Here is a 21109-nt window from a genome sequence, read left to right on the forward strand (position 1 = left end):
CTAGCTCACTGCCTGAATAATGGCCGTAGCCTGAAGCGGAACGGCAACTTGTTCGTGGCTCTCCAGATTCTTGACCGCCACTTCCCCGTTCGCCAGCTCCTGGTCCCCGAGCACGAGAGCAAAGCGCGCACCCGCCCGGTCAGCGCCTTTCATTGCGCCTTTCAAACCGCGACCACCGTACGCCATGTCAGCTGAAATTCCTGCGGCACGGAGCTCGTCGATAAGCGAGCTCATCTTGCGGCGAGCCTCCTCACCGATTGCTACGCCGAACACCTCAACGCGACGATCCAGATTCGGGAGCGCCACCTCCTCAGCCTCCAACGCGAGCACTGTCCTATCAACGCCAAGCCCGAATCCGATGCCTGACAGATCTTGGCCACCGATCTGCGCCATCAAGCCATCGTAACGTCCACCTCCGCCAATTCCCGACTGAGCCCCAAGACCATCGTGCACAAACTCGAAAGTAGTCTTTGTGTAGTAGTCAAGGCCTCGCACCATCCGCGGGTTAATCACAAACGGAACCCCCATATCCTTCAGCGTCCCGGTAACAGTCTCGAAGTGCTCGCGAGACGCATCTGAGAGGTGGTCCAGCATCAACGGCGCATCGGCTAGAAGCTCCTGTACCTCCGGACGCTTGTCGTCCAGAACACGAAGCGGATTGATTTCCACGCGGTGCTGCGTCTCCTCGTCTAACGGGAGCTTCTTGAGGAAAGCTTGGAGCTTTTCCCGGTATGCGGGCCTGCAGGTGTGATCGCCAAGGCTTGTCAGCTCGAGGCGAAAGCCTTTCAACCCAACGCTCCGGTAGCAACGATCTGCAAGTGCGATAATCTCCGCATCAAGCAAGGGGTCGTCGACGCCAATTGCCTCGACACCAACTTGCTGCAACTGGCGGTACCTGCCAGCTTGCGGACGCTCGTATCTGAAAAACGGACCGGCGTAGTTCAGTTTCACCGGCAGATAACCCCTGTCAAGGTTGTGTTGGATCACTGCACGCATTACGCCTGCAGTCCCCTCTGGACGCAAGGTCACAGAACGCCCGCCACGGTCGGCAAACGTGTACATTTCCTTCGACACAACATCGGTAGATTCACCGACACCACGGGCGAAAAGAGTTGTGTCTTCGAAAACCGGAAGCTCGATGTGTTGGAAACCCGCAACATGCGCCTGTCGCACGAACTCATCGCGGACATAAAGGAACTTCGACGACGCCGGGGGCACGTACTCCTGCACTCCCTTTGGAGCGCTCAGTGCCTTGAACTTTTCTTTTTGGGGTTTCTTCGTATCACTCACGGGGACTGAGTCTAGCTGTTCTCAGTCGCTACCGCAGCCATGGCTACTGATTACGAGCCTCAAGGAGAAACGGGTTCGTGGTCCGTTCGTGCGCCATGGTTGTACCGGGTCCGTGTCCAGGCAACAACGTTGTCTCGTCAGGAATCGCCCAAACCGGTCCACACAAAGAGGTTTTCATTGCCTCTGGATCGGAGTGTGGCAGGTCAGTCCGGCCGACGGACCCCGCGAACAGCACGTCACCTGAAAACATGACGTCGCCCATCTGATAGAGGACACTGCCGGGAGAATGGCCTGGAGTATGAGTTACATCAACCCTAAAACTGCCGATTTCAAGTGGCCCATCTGCGTCAAACGTGCGGAGGTCCGATACGGCCTCCATCGAAGCGGCGTCGAAAAGCTCGAGTGTTGAGGCAGGAAGACCGCGTCCATGATCAAGCATGAACGCGTCAGCTGCGTGAATAAATACGGGAACCTGGTACCGCGCAACATCTCTCGTATGGTCAATATGGCCGTGGGTAAGAAAGATGGCTACAAGTTGCAGCCCCTCTTCCTTGAGAAACGCAGAAACGACCTGGTGTGTTCCCATGCCGGCATCGACGAGGCAGGCTAGCTTCGCAGAATCATCGATAATGACGTAGCAGTTCGTCTGAAACGGTCCCGACGTAAAACCTAAGATTCGCAATGCCTACCTCGCTGTCTACCTAAATCTCTCCGACTAGGAAAGGGCAGCCTCGGCAGCCGAGTAGTTGGGCTCGTTGGTGATCTCCTCGACCAGCTCGACGTGCACCACGCGATGATCGGCGTCAGTCACGATGACCGCGCGTGCAAGCAATCCCTTGAGTGGCGTTCCGTCAAGCGTGAGGCCGAACACCGTGCCGAAATCAGAGCGGAATGCAGAGAGGGCCTCTACATTCTCGATGCCCTCTGCCGCGCAGAAACGCTGCTGAGCAAACGGCAAGTCCTTCGAGATACAAAGCACTGCAGTGTTTTCTGCAGATCCCGCGAGCTCATTAAACGCTCGCACAGACTTTGCGCACACGTCAGTGTCTAGCGATGGGAAAACGTTCAGTACCAGGCGCTTCCCCTCGTAATCGGTCAACTTCTTTTCCGAAAGATCGCCTGCGACTAGCACGGCGTCAGGAAGGGCGTCGCCTACCTTCGGAAGAGATCCAGATGTTTGCGATTCATTACCTTGAAAAAATACCTTTGCCATGCCCACGACCCTACATGAACTATCGGTAGCAAGCAGTCGCACAAAACACAGCAAAATACGACGGGTACAGTTACACCTGCTAATATTTCCCAATCAACTAGTTAGAATAGAGGTACTACGGTGAGCAATAAAGAGCGCGGTCAAGAAGCCCTTAAACATCTGGAGCGTGAATTGAATTCACGCGATCGAAAGCAGAACTCAAAGCCCTGGTCGATCGCGGCGCTTTCCGCAGTTGTAATCGTGGCGCTAGGCGGCGGCATCTACTTCCTGGCGAACCAGGACGGCGACAGCACCAGCGAAGCACAAAGCTCGGCTGAAGAAACCACCGCCCCAAGCGAGTTCGACGCCAACAACTACGAGGCAATCGCGACGAAGCGTGCCGAAGCACTCCCCGCCTCAGTCTCGTGTGAATACACCCCCGATACAGCACAGGGTGACAAGAAAGCAGACCTGCCGAAGACCGACAACGTCTCTACGACAGGGACCGTCAACGTCGAGCTCGACACCAGTGCAGGGCCGATTGGTATGGAGCTCGACCGCTCTGTCTCGCCGTGCACTGTGAATGCGATCGAACACCTCGCCTCTGCTGGCTACTTCAACGATACCGTCTGTCACCGTCTCACCGATGGCGACGGCCTTAAAGTACTGCAGTGCGGTGACCCGACCGGCGTAGGCAGCGGTGGTCCTGGCTTCCAGTTCGCAAATGAGTTCCCGACTGACGAAGCGCTCAAGGCGCTCAAGGACGCGCCTGCTCCTGACGGAGTGTCCCCCGAGGAAGCAGAGCAAATGAAGCAGATGGAGCTCCAGCAGAACCCTCAGAAGTACGCGCGCGGCACCATCGCTATGGCGAACGCCGGTTTGGATACCAATGGGTCCCAGTTCTTCCTGAACTACGGTGATTCAGTGCTGCCTCCGCTGTACACCTACTTCGGTCAAATCTCTGAAGAAGGTTTGAACACACTTGACAAGATTGCTGAAAAGGGCGTCGAAGGCGGCGGCCAAGACGGCGCACCAGCCGAAGAGGTACGCATCAAATCGGCAACCGTAAAGTAACTACACAGTTGCCTCTCAGCTGCACAGGAGCAGTTTTCAGTCTATTCAAAGTCTTGCAAAACGTCTGATAGCCAACTAGAGTTTGCACTCGTACATTTGTCAATCCCGTCAGATTGGAAAATTCATGAACTTCCGTAAAAGTATTCTTGCAGCAGCCACTGCTGTAGCTGTCGCAACTTCTGGCGTTGCTGCTGCTGAGGCTGCAGAAAGCACCACCCCAACCACCACGGCCAAGCCAGCTTCGAACACCAAGACTGAGAAGGCCCCGACGGTGAAGAACACCACCTCCAAGAAGTCCACCACGAAGCAGGCTCCTAAGGATCAGTCGAGCGACGAGGGCTCCTCCGTCAAGGACATGTCCCCATCTGAAATCCGTGACTGGATCGCAGTGTTCACCGCCGTCATCGGTGCGCTCGGTACCCTGTTCGCATTCCTGGACAAGTACCTGCGCAAGTAGACCGCTGGCTAGGTGCCACACTGGCATCTCCCACTAGCGCACCCAAGTGGGGTAACCCGTGATCGGGTTACCCCACTTTTCTATACACCGACGCGGTAGACGTCGAATACCCCTTCAACATTCCGGATCAGATTCATCACAGAAGCGAGCTGCTTCGTATCCGAAACCTGGAAGCTGAATCGAATCGTGGCAATACGGTCTTCCTTCGCTTGTGAGGAAAGCGATAGAATCGCCAATTTTTGTTCAGACATTACCCCCGTGAGTTCCGCGAGGAGGCCGTGCCGGTCAAGAGCTTCCACCTGAACGGTCACGATAGAGGTACCCGCAGAGCCGCCAGCGCCGGACCACGAAACCTCGATCAACCGCTCTGGCTCTTGCCTGAGCTTGTTCGCGTTGGTGCAATCTGTGCGGTGCACCGAAACCCCTCCACCGCGGGTTACGAACCCGAAGATATCGTCGCCAGGAACCGGCTGGCAGCAGTTGGCAAATTTGGCCATTACATCCGGGCTGCCCTGCACCAAGACTACAGGGCCATCGCCCGAGGGTTCTGGTCGGATGATCTTTGAATGGGGCGTCCGATCCGCCAGAAGATCTGCGGCGTCTTCGACGTCACCAAACTGGTCGACCAGCATTTTTGCAACATGCCGGGACGAAGCATTCCCAGCGCCGATAGCCGTGTACAGGGCATCTACATCGGAGTAACGCAGTCTGCGTGCAATATCACGCATTGACTCAGGCGTAAATAGCCGGTGAAGTGGAAGTCCGCTCCGCTGTACTTCCGCTGCCAGCGCATCGCGTCCGACTTCGAGGTGTTCCTCGCGCCGTTCTTTCGCGAACCACTGACGCACCTTTGTTTTCGCACGCGGTGAAACAATAAAGTCTTGCCAGTCACGAGAAGGCCCGGCATTTGGGTCCTTCGAGGTAAAAATCTCGACGCGGTCACCATTTTGCAGCTGTGACTCCAGAGCAACCAGTTTGCCGTTAACTTTTGCCCCCACGCATCGGTGGCCTACCTCAGTGTGCACCGCGTAGGCAAAGTCCACAGGAGTCGAACCGGCAGGAAGATTGATAACATCGCCGTGTGGCGTGAAGACGAAAATCTGCTTGCTTGTCAGGTCGTAGCGCAGTGAATCAAGAAACTCATTTGGGTCTGAAGCTTCCTTTTGCCAGTCAAGCAGTTGGCGCATCCACGCCATCTGATCTACTTCAGCCTGATCTCCCTTATGCGATCCTTTCGTCTCTTTGTACCGCCAGTGAGCTGCAACACCGAACTCGGCGTTGTAGTGCATCTCGTGCGTACGTACCTGTACTTCGAGAGCTCGCCCGCTGTTCGTCATCACCGTCGTGTGCAGCGACTGATACACACCGAATCGCGGATTCGAAATATAGTCCTTAAATCGGCCCGGCATTGCAGAATACATAGCATGGACGACGCCGACCGCTGCGTAACAGTCGTGGAGATTATCGACGAGCACGCGAACGCCAACGAGGTCGAAGATTTCGTCGAACTCGTGGCCTCGAACAACCATTTTTTGGTAGATGGACCAATAGTGCTTCGGCCTCCCCATCACCTCTGCGTCGATACCGTTTTTCTTCAGTTCGGTTTGCAACTCACGAATAATCTCTGCAAGAGCTCTGTCCCGCGAGGGCGCTCGGTCAGCAACTAACCTCACGATCTCTTCGTATTTCTTCGGGTAGAGGATCGCGAACGCGAGATCTTCAAGCTCCCATTTCACTGTCGCCATCCCGAGGCGGTGTGCAAGCGGTGCAATCACATCAAGGGTTTCGCGCGCCTTCTTCGCTTGCTTCTCAGGAGGAAGAAAGCGCATCGTGCGCATGTTGTGGAGCCTATCCGCAACCTTAATCACAAGTACCCGGGGATCCTCCGCCATGGCAACGATCATTTTCCGGATCGTTTCTGCCTCTGCCGACGCCCCAAGCGCAACCTTGTCTAACTTCGTTACGCCATCGACGATTCGTGCCACCTCAGGCCCGAAGTCGGCAGTAAGTTCATCCAGGGTGTAGTCAGTGTCCTCAACGGTGTCATGCAACAGTGCTGCCACCAACGTTGTGGTGTCCATACCAATTTCACCACAGATCGTGGCTACGGCAAGCGGGTGCGTAATATATGGGTCGCCTGATTTCCGGAACACGCCATCGTGAAGCTGCTCAGCCGTCTCATAGGCACGATTCAATAATGCGACGTCGCACTTCGGATGGTGCCGTCGATGAATCGATAACAGCGGGTCCAGGACCGGATTGCTACGGACCCGCACACCGCCAGTGAGCGAACGAGCAAGTATTGCGGACACACTTCGCATCGAGGGTGTATTCCTCTTCGGTGCTTTCTCTTGAGTCACAGTCCGCCTCCAAACTCTCCTATTGGTCGAGCACTACCACGGGAACATCTCCTAAGCGGCTTCTACCGTCCAGTCCTTGTACCTCGAGCATTACTACGTATCCAACAACGCTACCACCTGCGCGTTGGATTAAATCGGTTGCTGCGGAAAGAGTTCCGCCTGTAGCAAGTACATCGTCAACGAGAACAACCTTCTTACCGTCGAGGTCAATTCCCGACGCCGGGATTTCCAAAGCTGCAGTGCTGTACTCGGTTTTGTATTCCTGTGTAATCACCGGCGGAGGGAGCTTCCCCTTCTTACGGATGGCGAGGATGCCTACGCCCATCTCGTATGCAACAGCTGAGCCCAGGAGAAAACCACGGGCATCCAGGCCGCCAACAAGGTCTGCTCCAAGATTCTCAGATACACGCGCCATTTCTTTGATAACAACCCGCAAGGCATGTGCATCTGCAAGCACCGGTGTGAGGTCTTCAAACAACACGCCCTTTTCGGGAAAACCTGGTACTTTACGGATCCTTTCTCGAAGCGCTTCCTTTGCGCTTTCAAACGTGTCCTTCGAATCGCCCATGGGTTTCTCCTTGGATAGCTTCATTTCTTTACTCATCAACGGACCATCGATCCATATTCCAGCCAATTCCCGACAAGCCTGTGTACATAACAACGTTTTCAACTCGCTGATCAATCGCGAACGAGCGAGGCTGTGCTGAAAGTGGCAGAATCGGAATCTCCCGCCAAAGCCAATTCTCTTGACTCCGCAATGCGTCGAGTTCCTGCACCCGATTGTTCGCAGCTGGGTACTCAACTTGAGAATCGATTGGCATCAAAAGCGCATCGACGGTGCCCTCTTTCTCTACGATCTGGCCTTGTTCGTCCATGGCATAGCCCGGCAACTCGGCCAACGTCGCCAGATTCTCCGACTGGTCGAGAACTTCAATACCCGCCGGTTCGCACTGTGCTCGGATCGTCTGAATCATTGCGGAGATCCGTGCCGACCGCATCGGCGTCGAGATCCGCAAAACACTGCCACTTGCAGCACGTGCCTTTTCGACGTCATACTCAGTTGCCGTCTCACCGACACTTTCAATTTTCGACGCCAGCGGGTCACTGTGCGCAACTACTTGTACTGGAGCAGCTGCAACCTCTAGGCCCGACATCTTCGAGGAAGTTTGTGCAACTTCAGACGGATTCACACAGTGAGCAAGCGCTCTGCGCCGTTCTGGTTCTGCCCAGGGGCCTGACTTGGCCATGACCAACGCGTCAGTGAGTTCCCCCACAACGCTCGTCACATCAACTGGTTCTCTCTCTGCGTTTACGTCGTACCAGTCTGGTGCGGGTTCTTCGAGGTTGCCGATTTTCAATCCGCCGGAGGCAACTAGTTCACCGGAATCTGCATTCCCTGGCCAGACCACGATCTTCTGCAGCGCTGGAGCATCACCGTAATAGGAATCATTAGCGACGAGGACTACTTCGCCTTCTTTGCCAACACTCTCAATCTTGTACGGTCCGAACGATACTTGAAGTTCAGGATCGTACTGCTTCAGATCAAAACCGTAACGCCAAATATCTGCGATGCTTCGAAGGCTCATTGGGTCACGTGCAGTAAGCGCATCGACGAGCTCTTCCGCCGACATTCCGACACGCGCTGCAACTGCGTGTGACGGCAAAACTGTTCCGGGTTCAAAAAGATCGCGCCAACGGGCGCCACGGTTCTCCTTCATTGTGAGAGTGAAAGTTTTTGATCCGGGTTGACATGCCAATGTATCAGCGTCGTCGAAAAGAGGCATCCAAGAATCGAAGAGCTCTGGTAGCTTCCCAGCTGTGAACGTCAACAGGTAGTCATTACACGTTACTGGGGTATTGTCGGAGAACACTGCCGCATCGGAGATGGTGTAAATCACCTGACGCCTGTCGCCGGGCAGCACTTGCGTCTCTACCAAGTCGGTATTGGGGATCATTTGTCCGTTGGGGCCCGGAACGTAAACTCCGGGGTACAAACGACCAGATAGTTCTTGCGCCAACGTCGAGTGCCCCTCAGCGCTACCCGCGTTCACTGTGACCAGTGGTGCTTGTACCTGATAGCCAAACTCTTCGCTATTAGAGTTCGACGCTGCACCACCGTCGGAACACGCCGTTGCTAAAAACACGACAGAACACGCAGCAACGGCGCGTGAAAATACGCTACTCATACTTGGTTTACCTAGCGTGTCGACGGCCGCCAAGTGCTCATTGCCGGCGATTGGTCTCCATCGCTGCCTTCCACAGCACTACGAACCGGTGTATCCACGGTGCGCTTTGGCTTTACAGTGGCTTCATCGTCGTGGTCGACGATCTCACCGGCGCGGTATTTCTCTACTTCAACGTTGTGTTCCTTGTAAGCGCGCTTGCGCTCCATAAGCGTTACCAGCAGCGGAGTCGCGAGGAATAGCGAGGAGAAGATACCTTCAATGACGCCGATCAGCTGGATCAAGGCGAGATCCCGGAGTGTACCCACACCGAGCATCCAAACAGCCACAATCATCAGCGCGACGATCGGGAGTGCAGAAATGACGGAAGTTGAAATCGAGCGCATGACCGTTTGATTCACTGCCAGGTTCGCTTCTTCAGCATAGGTCGAACGACGCGAGTCCAATACACCGCTAGTGTTCTCCTTCACCTTGTCGAAGACGATCACGGTGTCATAAATGGAGAACGTCAAAACGGTAAGCAGACCGATAATCATGGCTGGGGTAATTTCCAGCCCGAAGAGTGCATAGAACCCTACAATCAATATGCCGTCAATGATCAATGCACCCATCGCCGCGATGGCCATCTCTCGTTGCAGGCGGACAGCCACGTACACGGCTGCAGCGACGAGGAAGACCAGCATCGCCATCAACATCCGCTTCGTGATTGTGTCACCCCACGATTCGGAAACAGTCGAATCACCAATTGCGTCGGCAGACACTTCCCCTTCAGCATTCTTGGTGTGATGCTTCTCAAAGATCGCCTGCCGCGCTTGGTCGATTTGTTCCTGGCTCAGATGCTCAGCATTAATCTCAAGTGTCCGGGCATCACCAGCACCAATAATCTGAGTCAGTTCAGGAGTGACGCCAGTCGCGTCGATAAATGTCTCCTCGACTTCTTCGGCAACGAGATCATCGGCCGGCATCGAGAGTTTGGTACCGCCTTCGAAGTCGATACCAAGGTTGAATCCACGAACCAGCATCGCAAGCAGCGAGATAACTACCAGTGCCATGGTGATCCCGTACCAGAGCTTACGGCGACCGACGAAATCGATCGCTGCATCGCCGGTGTACAGACGCTCCCAACGGCCAGGCTCCTTGACTGTTGGTACGACGGAAGCAACGGTTTCAATTTGCGATGACGACATTGCTACTTCACCTCAATACTTTCCGACGCGGCTTCTGCAGCCACGCCTTGATGAGCTTCCTCGCTCACGTCCTTGTCATGCTGCGCTGCAGCAAACACTTTGGTCATACCGTTGACAGCTGGCTTCGACCAGAACCGGGACCGGGAAGCGAACACCATGAGCGGAGCAGTGACCAAGAACGTCACTAGCAGGTCAAATACGGTCGTAAGGCCCATCGTGAATGCGAAGCCCTTCACATCGCCAACCGCAAGGAAGTAAATAATGACCGCGCCGATCAGGGTCACCATGTTACCGGTAATAATTGTATCTTTCGCTCGATCCCAGCCGGAGGCAGATGCAGAGCGGAAAGTCTTGCCCTTACGAACTTCGTCCTTGATGCGTTCGTAGATGACAACGAAGGAGTCCGCAGTAGTACCAATACCAATGATCAAACCGGCGACGCCGGAGAGGTCCAGCGAGTAGCCGATCCAGCGCCCCAGCAGAACTAGCGAGCCGTAAACGAGAAGACCCGCAAAGAAAAGCGTAGCCAGGGAAATAAGACCATAGAGCCGGTAGTAGAAGAACACGAAAATTGCGACCAAAATCAGACCGACAATGCCCGCATAGAAGCCAGCCTGCAAGGATGCCAGACCAAGTGACGGCGGCACTGTCATCGCAGTTCCACCAGGTTCGCCATTCTCACCCGCGAAAGAAAGCGGCAGCGCACCGTAACGCAGGTTGTTTGCGAGGCTCTCAGCTTCCTCCTGAGTGAAGTTGCCTGTAATAGAGGTTGCGGAACCGACTGGGGTTGCGCCCTGAATGACAGGTGCGGAGATAATTTGTGAGTCCAGTGTGATCGCGATCTGCTGCCCGATCATCTCACTCGTCAGCTGCGCCCAGGTAGACGAGCCATTAAACTCGCCTGCCTGGCTGAAAGCGAAGTTGATCTCCATCTGGCTCGACTGCGGGTTGAATCCACCAGTGATCGAGCGACCAGTGTCGATCTGTTCACCGGTGAGACGCGGGCCGTCCGTATCAGTAACGCCTGCGAGCAATGGCACCTCGCCGAGGAGCAGTACCTGGCCAGATGAAGGGTCACAGGCTACAAGTGGTGCTGCTTCATCATCGGTGCCGGCCAATGGATCAGTAGGTTGCACGGCACACAACGCGCTCAGCATCGACATAGCAACGAATTGCTGGGTAGGGTCTTCAGACTGACGAGTAGCCTTGAGCATCTCAGCCTGGTCAGCCCTGCGCTCCGAGGACTCCACAGGACCATTCGGCTCAGGCAACGGTTTCGCATCAATAGCAGGAATCTCAACGGTTTGCCCCTGTTCGGCAACCTGCTTCTTCACCTGATCGCCAATCGCCTTGGCTTGATCCGCGGTCAAAACCCCATACCGGATCCAATCGTTCGCGGTTTTTGCGAAGACCTCACCAATCGAATCCGCGGAAGGTGCAGGCGGTTGCATTACCGGACGGAACAGCAGCTGCGAAGTCTGCCCAATATTACGTACTTCCGATGTGTCGTCGCCCGCGGCAGTGATCACTAGGGTATTGCCGTCAACGACGACAGTCGCGCCGGAAACACCCATGCCGTTCACACGCTTCTCAAGAATGTTTCGCGCTTCGTCGAGCTGATCGCGAGTTGGCTCGTCTCCCTGCGGAACGAGGGTCACGCGAGTACCGCCCTGCAGGTCGATACCAAGCTTCGGGGTTGCGGACTTATCGCCCGTGAAAAATACTAATGAGTACACGCCAATGACGATGAGCGCAAAAAGCGCCAGCGCGCGCGCAGGCCACTTCCGCTTTGATCTCAACTCGCCGGAACGCTGAGTGTTCTTGGACACCGAGCTAACTCCTCTATTTCTACGTTATTTCACTGCCACACCCCGCTTTGCCCGAAACTTTGGGTAAAGCGGGGTGTGGTGCACATCGATTTATCGTACGTCATCAACTGTCATATCGGTAAAGACAGCTAGACAGCATTTGCCGTAACGCTGAGATGGACTATTCCGGACGTTGTTCCGAATCGTCTACTGTAGGTTCCTGAACCGCGGACTCGACTGCCTCTCGCTTCATAATTCCGGCGGTCTCCATCTTGACGACAACACCAGGGGCAATTTCAATTCGAAGCGTAGCGTTATCTGCGTCAACAACGTCTCCATGAAGGCCAGAAACCGTCACAACATGGTCACCGGGCTGAATAGAGGACTGCATCTCCTGTACCTGTTGCTGACGCTTCTTCTGGCTTCGCATCATCAAGATTGACGGAAGCATGAACACCAATAGGACGAGCAAAATAAGGATGATTTCCATAGCTCTATATTGACATACTCCCAATTATGTTGAAACGAGCGCCTGTCCTGGAGCATCCGGTGGCGGATCAATTCCAAGGTGCTGCCAGGCAGCCGCCGTAGCAACGCGGCCACGACCAGTTCGTGCCATCAATCCTGCTCGCACCAGGTAAGGCTCGCATACTTCTTCGACTGTAGACGGTTCCTCCCCTACAGCAATTGCCAGTGTATTGACGCCAACAGGTCCCCCACCGTGGCCACGAATGAGCGAATTCAGGACCGCTCTGTCGAGCCGATCAAGCCCGAGGTCGTCAACGTCAAACACCTCCAGCGCAGCACGCGCCGCCTGAATATCGATTCGTCCGCTGCCATGCACATCTGCCCAATCACGAACACGTCGCAGCAATCTATTCGCAATACGCGGAGTTCCCCGTGAACGTGAAGCGATTTCGACTGCTGCGTCCTTGTCGATCTCAACTTGCAAGATCTCCGCAGCACGTTCGACCACGTGCCTCAAGTCAGTAACCTCGTAAAACTCCATCTGTGCCGTAAAACCGAAACGATCCCGCAACGGACCAGTGAGCATACCAGCGCGAGTCGTTGCACCGACCAGGGTGAACGGTGGAATCTCAAGTGGAATTGACGTCGCCCCGGGCCCCTTTCCAACAATGACGTCAATACGGAAGTCCTCCATTGCCATATACAGCATTTCCTCCGCAGGCCGCGCAATACGGTGAATCTCATCGATAAAGAGGACATCGCCTTCCATAAGATTCGAAAGCATCGCAGCGAGGTCACCAGCACGTTCAAGCGCAGGCCCAGAGGTCATCCGCAAGGAAGTTCCGAGTTCCTGCGCGATGATCATCGCCATCGTTGTCTTTCCTAGCCCTGGCGGACCGGAAAGCAAGATGTGGTCCGGTGTGACGCTGCGTTGACTAGCACCCGCAAGTACAAGACTGAGCTGCTCACGCACTTTCGGCTGTCCGATGAACTCATCAAGCGACTTCGGACGAAGAGACCTCTCAATATCGTGTTCATCACTATGCGCATTGACACTGACGGGAGCCCCATCGGGACGTGAAAGATCATCCGGCAACTGGAATACGGTTTTTTCAACGTCTGACATGAACCCCACCTACTTTTTCGATAGCGTCTTCAGCGCTTCGCGCAACAGATTCGATGGATCAGTATCCGGTTGTTCCGCAACGAGAGGTTCGACGACAGTCCGCGCACTACGCTCGGTGAATCCAAGCCCAACCAGTGCTTCTACGATCTGCTCACTGATACCTGAGCCTGAAGCAGCCGGAGCCGTTGCACCGTGGCTCGCTTCGCTGCCCGTTTCAAACAAGCCGACAACCTTATCTTTCAGCTCCAACACGATTCGTTCTGCCATCTTCTTACCGACGCCAGGAATCGTTTGAATCTTCTTCGCGTCACCACTGGAAATCAATTCGGCCAGTTCCCCAGGCCCAAAGACTGCCAGTGCTGCCATCGCCAGCTTTGGCCCTAGCCCACTCACGGTTTGAAGCTTGTGAAACATAGTCCGCGAGTCCTCATCCGCGAACCCATACAAGGTCATACCGTCATCGCGGACCACCAGACTGGTGACTACATCCGCATGCTCACCACGAGTTAGGCGACTGAGCGTTGGTGGCGTCGCCAAGAAGCGATAGCCAACGCCCCCGCAGCCGATAACAGCATGATCGAGGCCAATCGAAAGGACGTCACCGTGGAGGGAATCAATCATGAACTAGTTCTTTCTCAGTTTTTCAATAGCGGAAGCTCGGGCAAGCAACGGGGCTCGCCAGCAATGGCAAACAGCGATGGCCAACGCGTCTGCAGCATCTGCTGGCTTTGGTGGCTCGCTCAGACCAAGAATACGTGTAATCATCGTAGTCATCTGTTTCTTATCAGCGCGCCCATTACCAGAAACCGACTTTTTTACCTCTGAGGGCGTATACATGTGCACTGGTATATCGCGCTCTGCAGCGGCGAGGACCATTACCCCGACGGCGTGGGCAGTATGCATCACGGTAGATACGTTACTGCGTTCGAAAATTCGCTCCATCGCAACCACGTCGGGCTTATACTCATCCATCCAGTCGCTTACCGACTTCGAGATCCGCAATAAACGCTCCGATAGTTCCACATCGGAAGGAGTGCGCGCTACACCGACGGCAATCGGTATGACCTGACGTCCTCTCCCCGCTTGAACTACCGAAAGGCCGCATCGGGTCAAACCAGGATCTATGCCCATTACCCTCAGACCTTGGAGGTTCACCGCGCTTCCTTCCGCCGAATATTGTACTGGCACATATGTTCTACCATAGTCTGAAAAAGAACCACCACTCGCTGCAACGAATGGTGGTTGAAAAACAGACTACGCCTTACAAGTCGAGCTCGGCTGCGATCTCGTCAGGAATAGACATGTTCGAGTACACATTCTGTACATCATCAGAGTCTTCGAGGGCATCAATCAGCTTCAGATTCTTTTCAGCTGCAGATGCATCCAGTTCAACTTCCACGTCAGCACGGAAGTCCTGCTCAGAGCCCTCAACCTCGATACCAGCCTCCACTAACGCCTCGCGGACTGCGGCAAGGTCGGTCGGCTGACAGGTAACTTCAAACTCTTCGCCAAGATCGTTAACTTCTTCTGCACCAGCGTCAAGTACCGCCATCAACACATCGTCCTCGGTGAGCTCCCCTTTCGCCACCGTGACGACACCGACGCGATTGAACATGTAGCCCACAGAACCGGTTTCACCAAGATTGCCACCGTTCCTGGTCATTGCCGTACGAACCTCAGTCGCTGCTCGATTACGGTTATCCGTCAGGCACTCGATCAACAGAGCGACACCGTTCGGGCCGTACCCCTCGTACATCACCGACTCCCAGTCAGAGCCGCCGGCTTCCTCGCCCGATCCACGCTTACGCGCACGTTCGATGTTGTCGTTCGGGACCGACGCCTTCTTCGCCTTCTTGATCATGTCATCAAGCGTCGGGTTTCCTGCTGGATCGCCGCCACCAGTGCGAGCTGCAACCTCGATATCTTTGATCAGTTTCGCCCAGAGCTTGGAACGCTTTGCGTCGTTCGCGGCCTTCTTATGTTTAGTAGTAGCCCACTTTGAGTGGCCAGACATCCGGTATCCCTTCGCTTAAAACGGTTGACTATTGGTAATTGAACGTCAACCTACTATACGCCCGAACAGGTTGAGCTGCAGAACCGCGAGCAAGGTTCAGCCGCTAAAGGGAAAGCGAAGCGAAGGCTGGCAGGGCTGCGGTCCCACCCAATCGAAGAAGCCTTACGGCGGGCCGTAGCCGTAGCGAACGAACATCCCTGACAGCGTCGTTATAAAACCGCAGTGCAATTGCCACACGAGTATCTGCAGCGTCAATATCAGCGGGAAGCATCGTCCCTTGTCTCTCGATGTGTTTCCGCATTTCTTGTTCGGACTGAAGTCGTTCCTCTACGTCAACTGGAGTCAAACGCAATGATTCGATGATCCGGCACTCCTCGCGCATTTCCGGATACAGTGCGGCAATGACAGCACAGCGTTGGTCGAGCGCAGCTTGAAGTGCGTCGCGTGAACGGTCGAGACGGATATGGAGGCGGTGTAGCCGTTGCGCAGTGAAATATGCCCAGGCAAACAGCAACGTGATTACCGCTGCGAACACCACTAGGGCAATAGTTGTCATGCGAGTGTCACCTTCTCACCAACACTTACTGCTTCGTATACAGCCATAATCTGAGCAGTCACTGTCGACCAGTCATACTGCGCGGCTCGCAGTTGCCCTCTTCTGCCCATCTCCAGGCGCAAAGCAGCGTCGTCAATCAAAGCCTGTAACGCCTTTGTCAACTCGGCAACATCACCTACAGGAAAAAGAATCCCGGCAGGGTCAGATGATTCTGCATCACATACCAGCGAAAAGGCCTCTAGATCACTGGCCACAACGGCGCAGCCCGCAGCCATCGCTTCCACGAGAATGATGCCAAACGATTCGCCCCCAGTGTTCGGAGCGACAAATATATCCGACGCCCCCAGCAATCTCGCCTTTTCCTCCTCGCTTACGCGACCGACGAAGTTCACTCCTGGAATCTGCCGAGGCTCCCCGCTTCCGATCACCGTGAGTTCGACTCGTCCTTCAAGGTGATCGAACGCTTCAAGAAGCAGCGTTAGCCCCTTTCTTGGCTCGTCGATACGCCCCAAGAATGCGATTCGAACAGGCCCGACGGAGCTCAACGGCGCTAGCTTCCGGGCGGCTACGAACTTCCGAGTGTCCACTCCATTAGGGATAACGATCGGATCGGCTCCGATCTGTTCAACCTGCCACCTCCGAGCAAGCTCGCTTACTGCGATACCCCCGCGGATCTTTTCCAAATATTTCCGCAAAAACGGCAGTGCAAGCTGCAAAATGCGAGACCCAGTTGTAGACGTGTGGTATGTAGCGACGATCGGTCCCGAAGCCAACATAAGCGCTGCGAGCGAATAGCTAGGAGAATTGGGCTCATGGATGTGCAATACATCAAATTCGCCATCACACAGGAATTCGCGAGTAGTCGTAAAAACTTTAGGGCCGAACGCCAGGCGCGCGACAGAGCCGTTATACGGAATAGGTAACGAACGCCCACCTTTCTTTACAAACTCGGGAAGAGGCGTGTCATCACGCGCAGGCCCGAGCACTTTCACTTCATGCCCTTGGCGCAAAAGTGATTCAGCTAAATCAAGGATGTGCGCTTGAACCCCGCCTGGTTCGTCGAAAGAATACGGGCACACGATACCAATTTTCATCCCTTCGCTACCTTTTTCTTCCGGTCTGCGATCCAAAACGGCTGAAGCACATGCCAGTCTTGTGGGTGCTTTTTGATTCCGCGCTCAAACCAGCCCGCAAGCTTTTCCACTTTACCTTCTACGGAATCTGCAACAATCGGCGGCGATACGCTAGTCACCCACCCATCCATGCTGCCTGAACTCTCAAAGGCATTGTGTACTGCGAGCAGTGTCGCACCAGTCTTCTCCGCTAATACTGCCGGACCGGCGGGCATTGTCGTCTGCTCTCCAAAAAATGCTACCGGCACCCCGTGCCCACCGAGATCACGATCTGCCAACAAACAGACAATCCCTTGTTTGTACAGAGCTTCCTCGAGGAGTTGCATTGGAGGTCTCGACGCACCACGCGAAGGAATCACCTGGATTCCTAACCCACGTCGAAATTCCAAAAACGCATCGTAGAGCTCTTCGGGCTCTACCCGCTCCGCGACCGTCGAAAAGCTCCCGTATCGGTGAGCAAGCCATGCACCCGCAAGATCCCAGTTCCCCGAGTGTGGCAACGCAAGCACTACGCCCTTGCCTTGTTGAATCGCATACTCCAGATGCTCAATCCCTTGTATCGATGCAGAGAATTGCTCATGAAACCGTTCATTCGAGATTACTTTCTGCAGGCAAAAGACCTCGAGCCAATACCGCATGTATGACCGCATCGAGTTCTTCACAAGCGAACGCGTGACGTTCTCAGGTCCAACCACACGCGAGAGATTCTTACGAAGTTGCTCCGGTAACTTGCCATTGCGAGAGTAAATGTCGGCAACGAACATCATCAGACAGTAGGCGATACTGTAAGGCAGCATTGATAGCAGCTTCCACCCCATCCAGTAGCTGCGATATACGCACTCATCCTTGAACGTTTGCATGCGCGCTTCGGTCCTAGCGCGACCCAAGCGTTTTAGCTCCTGCTGGCGCGGCAATCTGCCGCTTTGATGCAGGATCCTTCGCTGCAATAACGAGTCGCTGCGCAACCGTATATATCGAGCCGAAAAACAGCAGCCAAAGCCCGCATTCAATGGCGTACGGCACACCGAAGCCTTCAAATCCCAGCGCGACAAGCGCGATGAGAAGACGCTCAGGCCGCTCAACCAGCCCGCCGACAATCTTGATACCCCCGGCCTCCGCGCGCGCCTTAACGTAACTAATCACCTGGGAGAGTACTAGTACCGCAAGGCAAACTGCGACATGCGCCGGAGAAGCTTGATCTACGTACACCAGCCAGAACACGATGGCACCGAAGAGCGCTCCGTCAGTAATCCTGTCACAACTTGCGTCAAGCGTAGCTCCGAAAGCAGTCCCTCCCCCGCGGAGACGGGCCATCGTGCCATCCACCATGTCAAAAGCCGCGAAAAGACCACTCAGAATAGCTGCCAAAACAAGATGGTCAGTTGGAATGAGCACGACGGCTACCAACACAGTGAGCGCTGTTCCACCAAGCGTTGTCCAATTCGGTGTTAGACCAGCTTTAAGCAATGCAGTGGCGACCGGTTCTACGACAACGGCGGCAGGCTTTCGTCCATGAACACTGAGCATCTGCCTACTCCCCTCCAGTCTGTTGAGCCGACACTTCTTTCCAGCTCTCTGCTAGTAGCTGGCGCGTTTCACGCAGCAACTGCGGAAGCACCTTGGTGCCAGTGATGACTGTCATAAAATTTGAGTCCCCTGCCCACCTCGGGACCACATGCACGTGTAGATGATCTCCGATAGAGCCTCCGGAGGCCCTGCCTAAATTCATGCCAACGTTTATCGCTTCGGGGTCTGATACCGCCTTGAGCGTTTTCACTGCGAGCGTTACGAACCTCATAAGCTCGGCTGATTCCCCCGCAGTCAGGGCTTCAATCTCCGCCACCTTACGGTACGGCACGACCAAAATATGCCCAGCGTTATACGGATAAAGGTTCAGCACCGCGTAGACGGTCTCCCCTCGAGCCACGATGAGCCCCTCTTCATCGCTCATCGAAGGAATCTGCACGAAAGGATCACTTGACCCCTTCTCATCGCGTGGCGTTGACGCGATGTACTTCGAACGGTACGGCGCCCAAAGACGCTGAAGTCTGTCTGGAGTACCAACTCCAATGTCCTCATACATTTCTGAGCGCCTCTCTACTTCTACTGGTCAGCCTGGCGCTGTTCAACCAGCTCTTTCGTTGGTTGTTCGTTGAACTTTTCGTCCACCCAGTTGGTGATAAGCTCGACAGCCTCGTCGACGCCGACTCCATTAATTTGGGTGCCGTCGAGGAAGCGGAAGCTTACAGCGTTTGCCTCCACATCACGCGCGCCAGCGAGCAGCATGAACGGAACCTTGTGAGTGGTGTGCGTCCGAATCTTCTTCTGCATCCTGTCATCGGAATGGTCGACCTCAGCTCGGATGCCGCGTGCCCGCAGCTGCTGGATGATGCCGTCAAGGTGACCAGCGAAATCGTCAGCAACGGGGATACCTACAACCTGGTGCGGTGCCAGCCAAGCCGGGAATGCACCGGCGTAGTGCTCAAGCAGCACGCCGAAGAATCGCTCAATTGATCCAAAGAGTGCACGGTGAATCATGACTGGTCGCTTCTTGCTTCCGTCTGAGGATGTGTACTCAAGACCGAAACGCTCAGGCAGGTTGAAGTCGAGCTGAACCGTGGACATCTGCCAGGTACGACCGATGGCGTCGCGAGCCTGTACGGAAATCTTTGGCCCGTAGAACGCTGCACCTGCTGGGTCCGGAACAAGCTCGAGCCCAGACTTGGTAGCAACTGATTCTAGGATGCTCGTTGAACGCTCCCAGATATCATCATCACCGATGTACTTCTCGGGATCCTTGGTGGACAACTCCAGATAGAAATCATCAAGCCCATAGTCCCTGAGCAGGGAAATAATGAACTCCAACACACTCGTCAGCTCGTCTTCAAGCTGTTCCTCGGTGCAGTAGATATGGGCATCGTCCTGAGTAAAACCGCGTGCACGAGTCAGGCCATGCACCACGCCGGACTTTTCGTAGCGGTACACGGTACCAAACTCGAATAGTCGCAGTGGCAATTCACGGTACGAGCGTCCACGTGAATCGAAGATGAGGTTGTGCATAGGGCAGTTCATAGGCTTGACGTAGTAATCGACTGCCTGTTTGGTCACATTGCCTTCGTCGTCGGTCTCGCCGTCGAGCTGCATCGGTGGGTACATGCCGTCGGCGTACCAGTCCAGGTGTCCAGATTTTTCGAACAGCTCACCCTTCGTCAAGTGTGGGGTGTTGACGAATGAATAACCTGCCTCGAGGTGACGCTGGCGGGAGTGTTCCTCCATCACCATCCGGATAATTCCTCCATCCGGGTGGAATACCGGCAAGCCAGACCCAACTTCCTCCGGGAAGGAGAAAAGATCGAGCTCATTGCCAAGACGACGGTGGTCGCGCTTCTCTGCTTCTGCAAGCATCAACATGTGCTCATCGAGCTTTTCTTTCGACTCCCAGGCGGTGCCGTAAATACGCTGCAACCCGGCGTTATTCTGGTTGCCACGCCAGTACGCAGCTGACGAACGTGTCAGTGCGAACGCGGGAATGTACTTAGTAGTTGGCACGTGAGGCCCGCGGCACAAATCGCGCCACTCGACTTCATTCGTCCGTGGATTCACATTGTCGTAGTGGGTGAGTTCCCCGTGGCCGACTTCAGTTGCTTCGTCCGAGTCAGGGTCCACGTTTCCCTTGTCCTGCACGAGTTCAAGCTTGTACGGCTCATCAGCTAGGTCCTCTGCTGCCGCTTCAGCCGACGGGTAGACTCCACGAACAAACTTCTGGCCCTGCTTGATGATCTTCTTCATTCGGCGCTCGAGCAGCTTCAAGTCTTCTGGTGTGAACGGTTCAGCTGCGTCGAAGTCGTAGTAGAAGCCACCCTCAATGGCTGGCCCAATGCCTAACTTCGTCCCCGGAAACTCAATCTGCACTGCTTGCGCCAACACGTGAGCACACGAGTGGCGAATCACAGACCGACCCAGCTCAGTGTTCGCGGTGACTGGAGTTACTGTGGTGTCTACATCCGGCGTAAATGACAGGTCCTTCAACGACCCGTCTTCAGACTGCACGCAGACAACCGCCTCCGGGCCCTTATTCGGCAGCGACAATTCGCGCATCGCAACCCCGGCAGGAGTGTTCGCCGGGACCGTAAAGGCCTGGGCTGCATGGTGGGTTTGGTCGTTATTCGTCATGTTCGTGCGCTCCTTTGCGCTTCAATGAGGTACGTCATACCTGGACGCACCCAGCTGGATTCGTACAAGCTCGCCGGAACCTTTAAAT

Annotated in this window: 21 protein-coding genes; 2 read left to right on the plus strand and 19 right to left on the minus strand. The window is 55.0% G+C overall.

Annotated elements, in window-relative coordinates; translation table 11 throughout:
- The 3 genes from hisS to tpx are packed head-to-tail and all read right to left on the minus strand — an operon-like array spanning position 1 to position 2503.
- Complete coding sequence (gene hisS / locus KBP54_RS06345; RefSeq protein WP_070362383.1) at positions 1-1290, minus strand: histidine--tRNA ligase; 1290 nt, start codon at positions 1288-1290, stop codon at positions 1-3.
- A gap of 43 nt (positions 1291-1333) precedes the next feature.
- Positions 1334-1972 (minus strand): MBL fold metallo-hydrolase, encoded by a 639-nt coding sequence (locus KBP54_RS06350; protein WP_070362382.1) that lies wholly within the window; start codon positions 1970-1972, stop codon positions 1334-1336.
- 33 nt (positions 1973-2005) lie between these two features.
- A complete protein-coding gene (tpx, locus tag KBP54_RS06355; RefSeq protein WP_070362381.1) occupies positions 2006-2503 on the minus strand; it encodes a thiol peroxidase in 498 nt (165 codons plus the stop codon).
- 120 nt (positions 2504-2623) lie between these two features.
- Here tpx and KBP54_RS06360 point away from each other — a divergent pair, with 120 nt between their 5' ends.
- Together KBP54_RS06360 and KBP54_RS06365 are read left to right on the plus strand one after the other, a co-directional pair.
- Positions 2624-3556: a peptidylprolyl isomerase gene (locus KBP54_RS06360; protein WP_256005047.1), complete on the plus strand. Its 933-nt coding sequence runs from the start codon at positions 2624-2626 to the stop codon at positions 3554-3556.
- A gap of 124 nt (positions 3557-3680) precedes the next feature.
- Complete coding sequence (locus KBP54_RS06365; RefSeq protein ID WP_070976807.1) at positions 3681-4013, plus strand: hypothetical protein; 333 nt, start codon at positions 3681-3683, stop codon at positions 4011-4013.
- Positions 4014-4093: 80 nt separating this feature from the next.
- Here KBP54_RS06365 and KBP54_RS06370 read toward each other — a convergent pair whose 3' ends face one another.
- The 16 genes from KBP54_RS06370 to thrS form a co-directional block, all read right to left on the minus strand.
- Complete coding sequence (locus tag KBP54_RS06370; protein WP_256005049.1) at positions 4094-6373, minus strand: RelA/SpoT family protein; 2280 nt, start codon at positions 6371-6373, stop codon at positions 4094-4096.
- A gap of 19 nt (positions 6374-6392) precedes the next feature.
- Positions 6393-6941, minus strand: a complete 549-nt coding sequence (locus tag KBP54_RS06375) for an adenine phosphoribosyltransferase (protein WP_256005050.1) — start codon at positions 6939-6941, stop codon at positions 6393-6395.
- Positions 6942-6969: 28 nt separating this feature from the next.
- Positions 6970-8559: an ABC transporter substrate-binding protein gene (locus KBP54_RS06380; protein ID WP_256005052.1), complete on the minus strand. Its 1590-nt coding sequence runs from the start codon at positions 8557-8559 to the stop codon at positions 6970-6972.
- Between the two features lie 11 nt (positions 8560-8570).
- Positions 8571-9743 (minus strand): protein translocase subunit SecF, encoded by a 1173-nt coding sequence (gene secF / locus KBP54_RS06385; protein ID WP_256005054.1) that lies wholly within the window; start codon positions 9741-9743, stop codon positions 8571-8573.
- Positions 9744-9745: 2 nt separating this feature from the next.
- Complete coding sequence (secD, locus tag KBP54_RS06390) at positions 9746-11572, minus strand: protein translocase subunit SecD (protein WP_083433150.1); 1827 nt, start codon at positions 11570-11572, stop codon at positions 9746-9748.
- A 160-nt stretch (positions 11573-11732) separates the two neighbouring features.
- Positions 11733-12041 carry a preprotein translocase subunit YajC gene (yajC, locus tag KBP54_RS06395; RefSeq protein ID WP_070362376.1) on the minus strand — a complete coding sequence of 103 codons (309 nt, stop codon included), beginning with the start codon at positions 12039-12041 and terminating at the stop codon, positions 11733-11735.
- 24 nt (positions 12042-12065) lie between these two features.
- Entirely contained in the window at positions 12066-13145 is a 1080-nt protein-coding gene (ruvB, locus tag KBP54_RS06400; RefSeq protein WP_070363504.1) for a Holliday junction branch migration DNA helicase RuvB, read from the minus strand.
- A gap of 9 nt (positions 13146-13154) precedes the next feature.
- Positions 13155-13766 (minus strand): Holliday junction branch migration protein RuvA, encoded by a 612-nt coding sequence (gene ruvA, locus KBP54_RS06405; protein ID WP_070362375.1) that lies wholly within the window; start codon positions 13764-13766, stop codon positions 13155-13157.
- A gap of 3 nt (positions 13767-13769) precedes the next feature.
- Positions 13770-14300 carry a crossover junction endodeoxyribonuclease RuvC gene (gene ruvC / locus KBP54_RS06410; RefSeq protein WP_070362374.1) on the minus strand — a complete coding sequence of 177 codons (531 nt, stop codon included), beginning with the start codon at positions 14298-14300 and terminating at the stop codon, positions 13770-13772.
- A 106-nt stretch (positions 14301-14406) separates the two neighbouring features.
- On the minus strand, positions 14407-15159 hold the full coding sequence (locus tag KBP54_RS06415; protein ID WP_070362373.1) for a YebC/PmpR family DNA-binding transcriptional regulator: 753 nt from the start codon (positions 15157-15159) through the stop codon (positions 14407-14409).
- Between the two features lie 103 nt (positions 15160-15262).
- Complete coding sequence (locus KBP54_RS06420; protein ID WP_070976797.1) at positions 15263-15715, minus strand: hypothetical protein; 453 nt, start codon at positions 15713-15715, stop codon at positions 15263-15265.
- Positions 15712-16809 carry a glycosyltransferase family 4 protein gene (locus KBP54_RS06425; RefSeq protein WP_256005057.1) on the minus strand — a complete coding sequence of 366 codons (1098 nt, stop codon included), beginning with the start codon at positions 16807-16809 and terminating at the stop codon, positions 15712-15714. Before KBP54_RS06425 ends, KBP54_RS06420 begins: the two co-directional genes overlap by 4 nt.
- Complete coding sequence (locus KBP54_RS06430; RefSeq protein ID WP_256005058.1) at positions 16806-17708, minus strand: phosphatidylinositol mannoside acyltransferase; 903 nt, start codon at positions 17706-17708, stop codon at positions 16806-16808. Before KBP54_RS06430 ends, KBP54_RS06425 begins: the two co-directional genes overlap by 4 nt.
- Before the next feature lie 13 nt (positions 17709-17721).
- Entirely contained in the window at positions 17722-18375 is a 654-nt protein-coding gene (pgsA, locus tag KBP54_RS06435) for a phosphatidylinositol phosphate synthase (protein WP_256005060.1), read from the minus strand.
- A 4-nt stretch (positions 18376-18379) separates the two neighbouring features.
- On the minus strand, positions 18380-18931 hold the full coding sequence (locus KBP54_RS06440) for an ATP adenylyltransferase (RefSeq protein ID WP_256005062.1): 552 nt from the start codon (positions 18929-18931) through the stop codon (positions 18380-18382).
- Between the two features lie 20 nt (positions 18932-18951).
- A complete protein-coding gene (gene thrS / locus KBP54_RS06445; RefSeq protein ID WP_256005064.1) occupies positions 18952-21021 on the minus strand; it encodes a threonine--tRNA ligase in 2070 nt (689 codons plus the stop codon).
- Positions 21022-21109: the final 88 nt, after the last annotated feature.

Origin of the sequence: Corynebacterium pseudogenitalium (genome assembly GCF_024453815.1) — a bacterium.
GTDB classification, from domain to species: domain Bacteria; phylum Actinomycetota; class Actinomycetes; order Mycobacteriales; family Mycobacteriaceae; genus Corynebacterium; species Corynebacterium pseudogenitalium.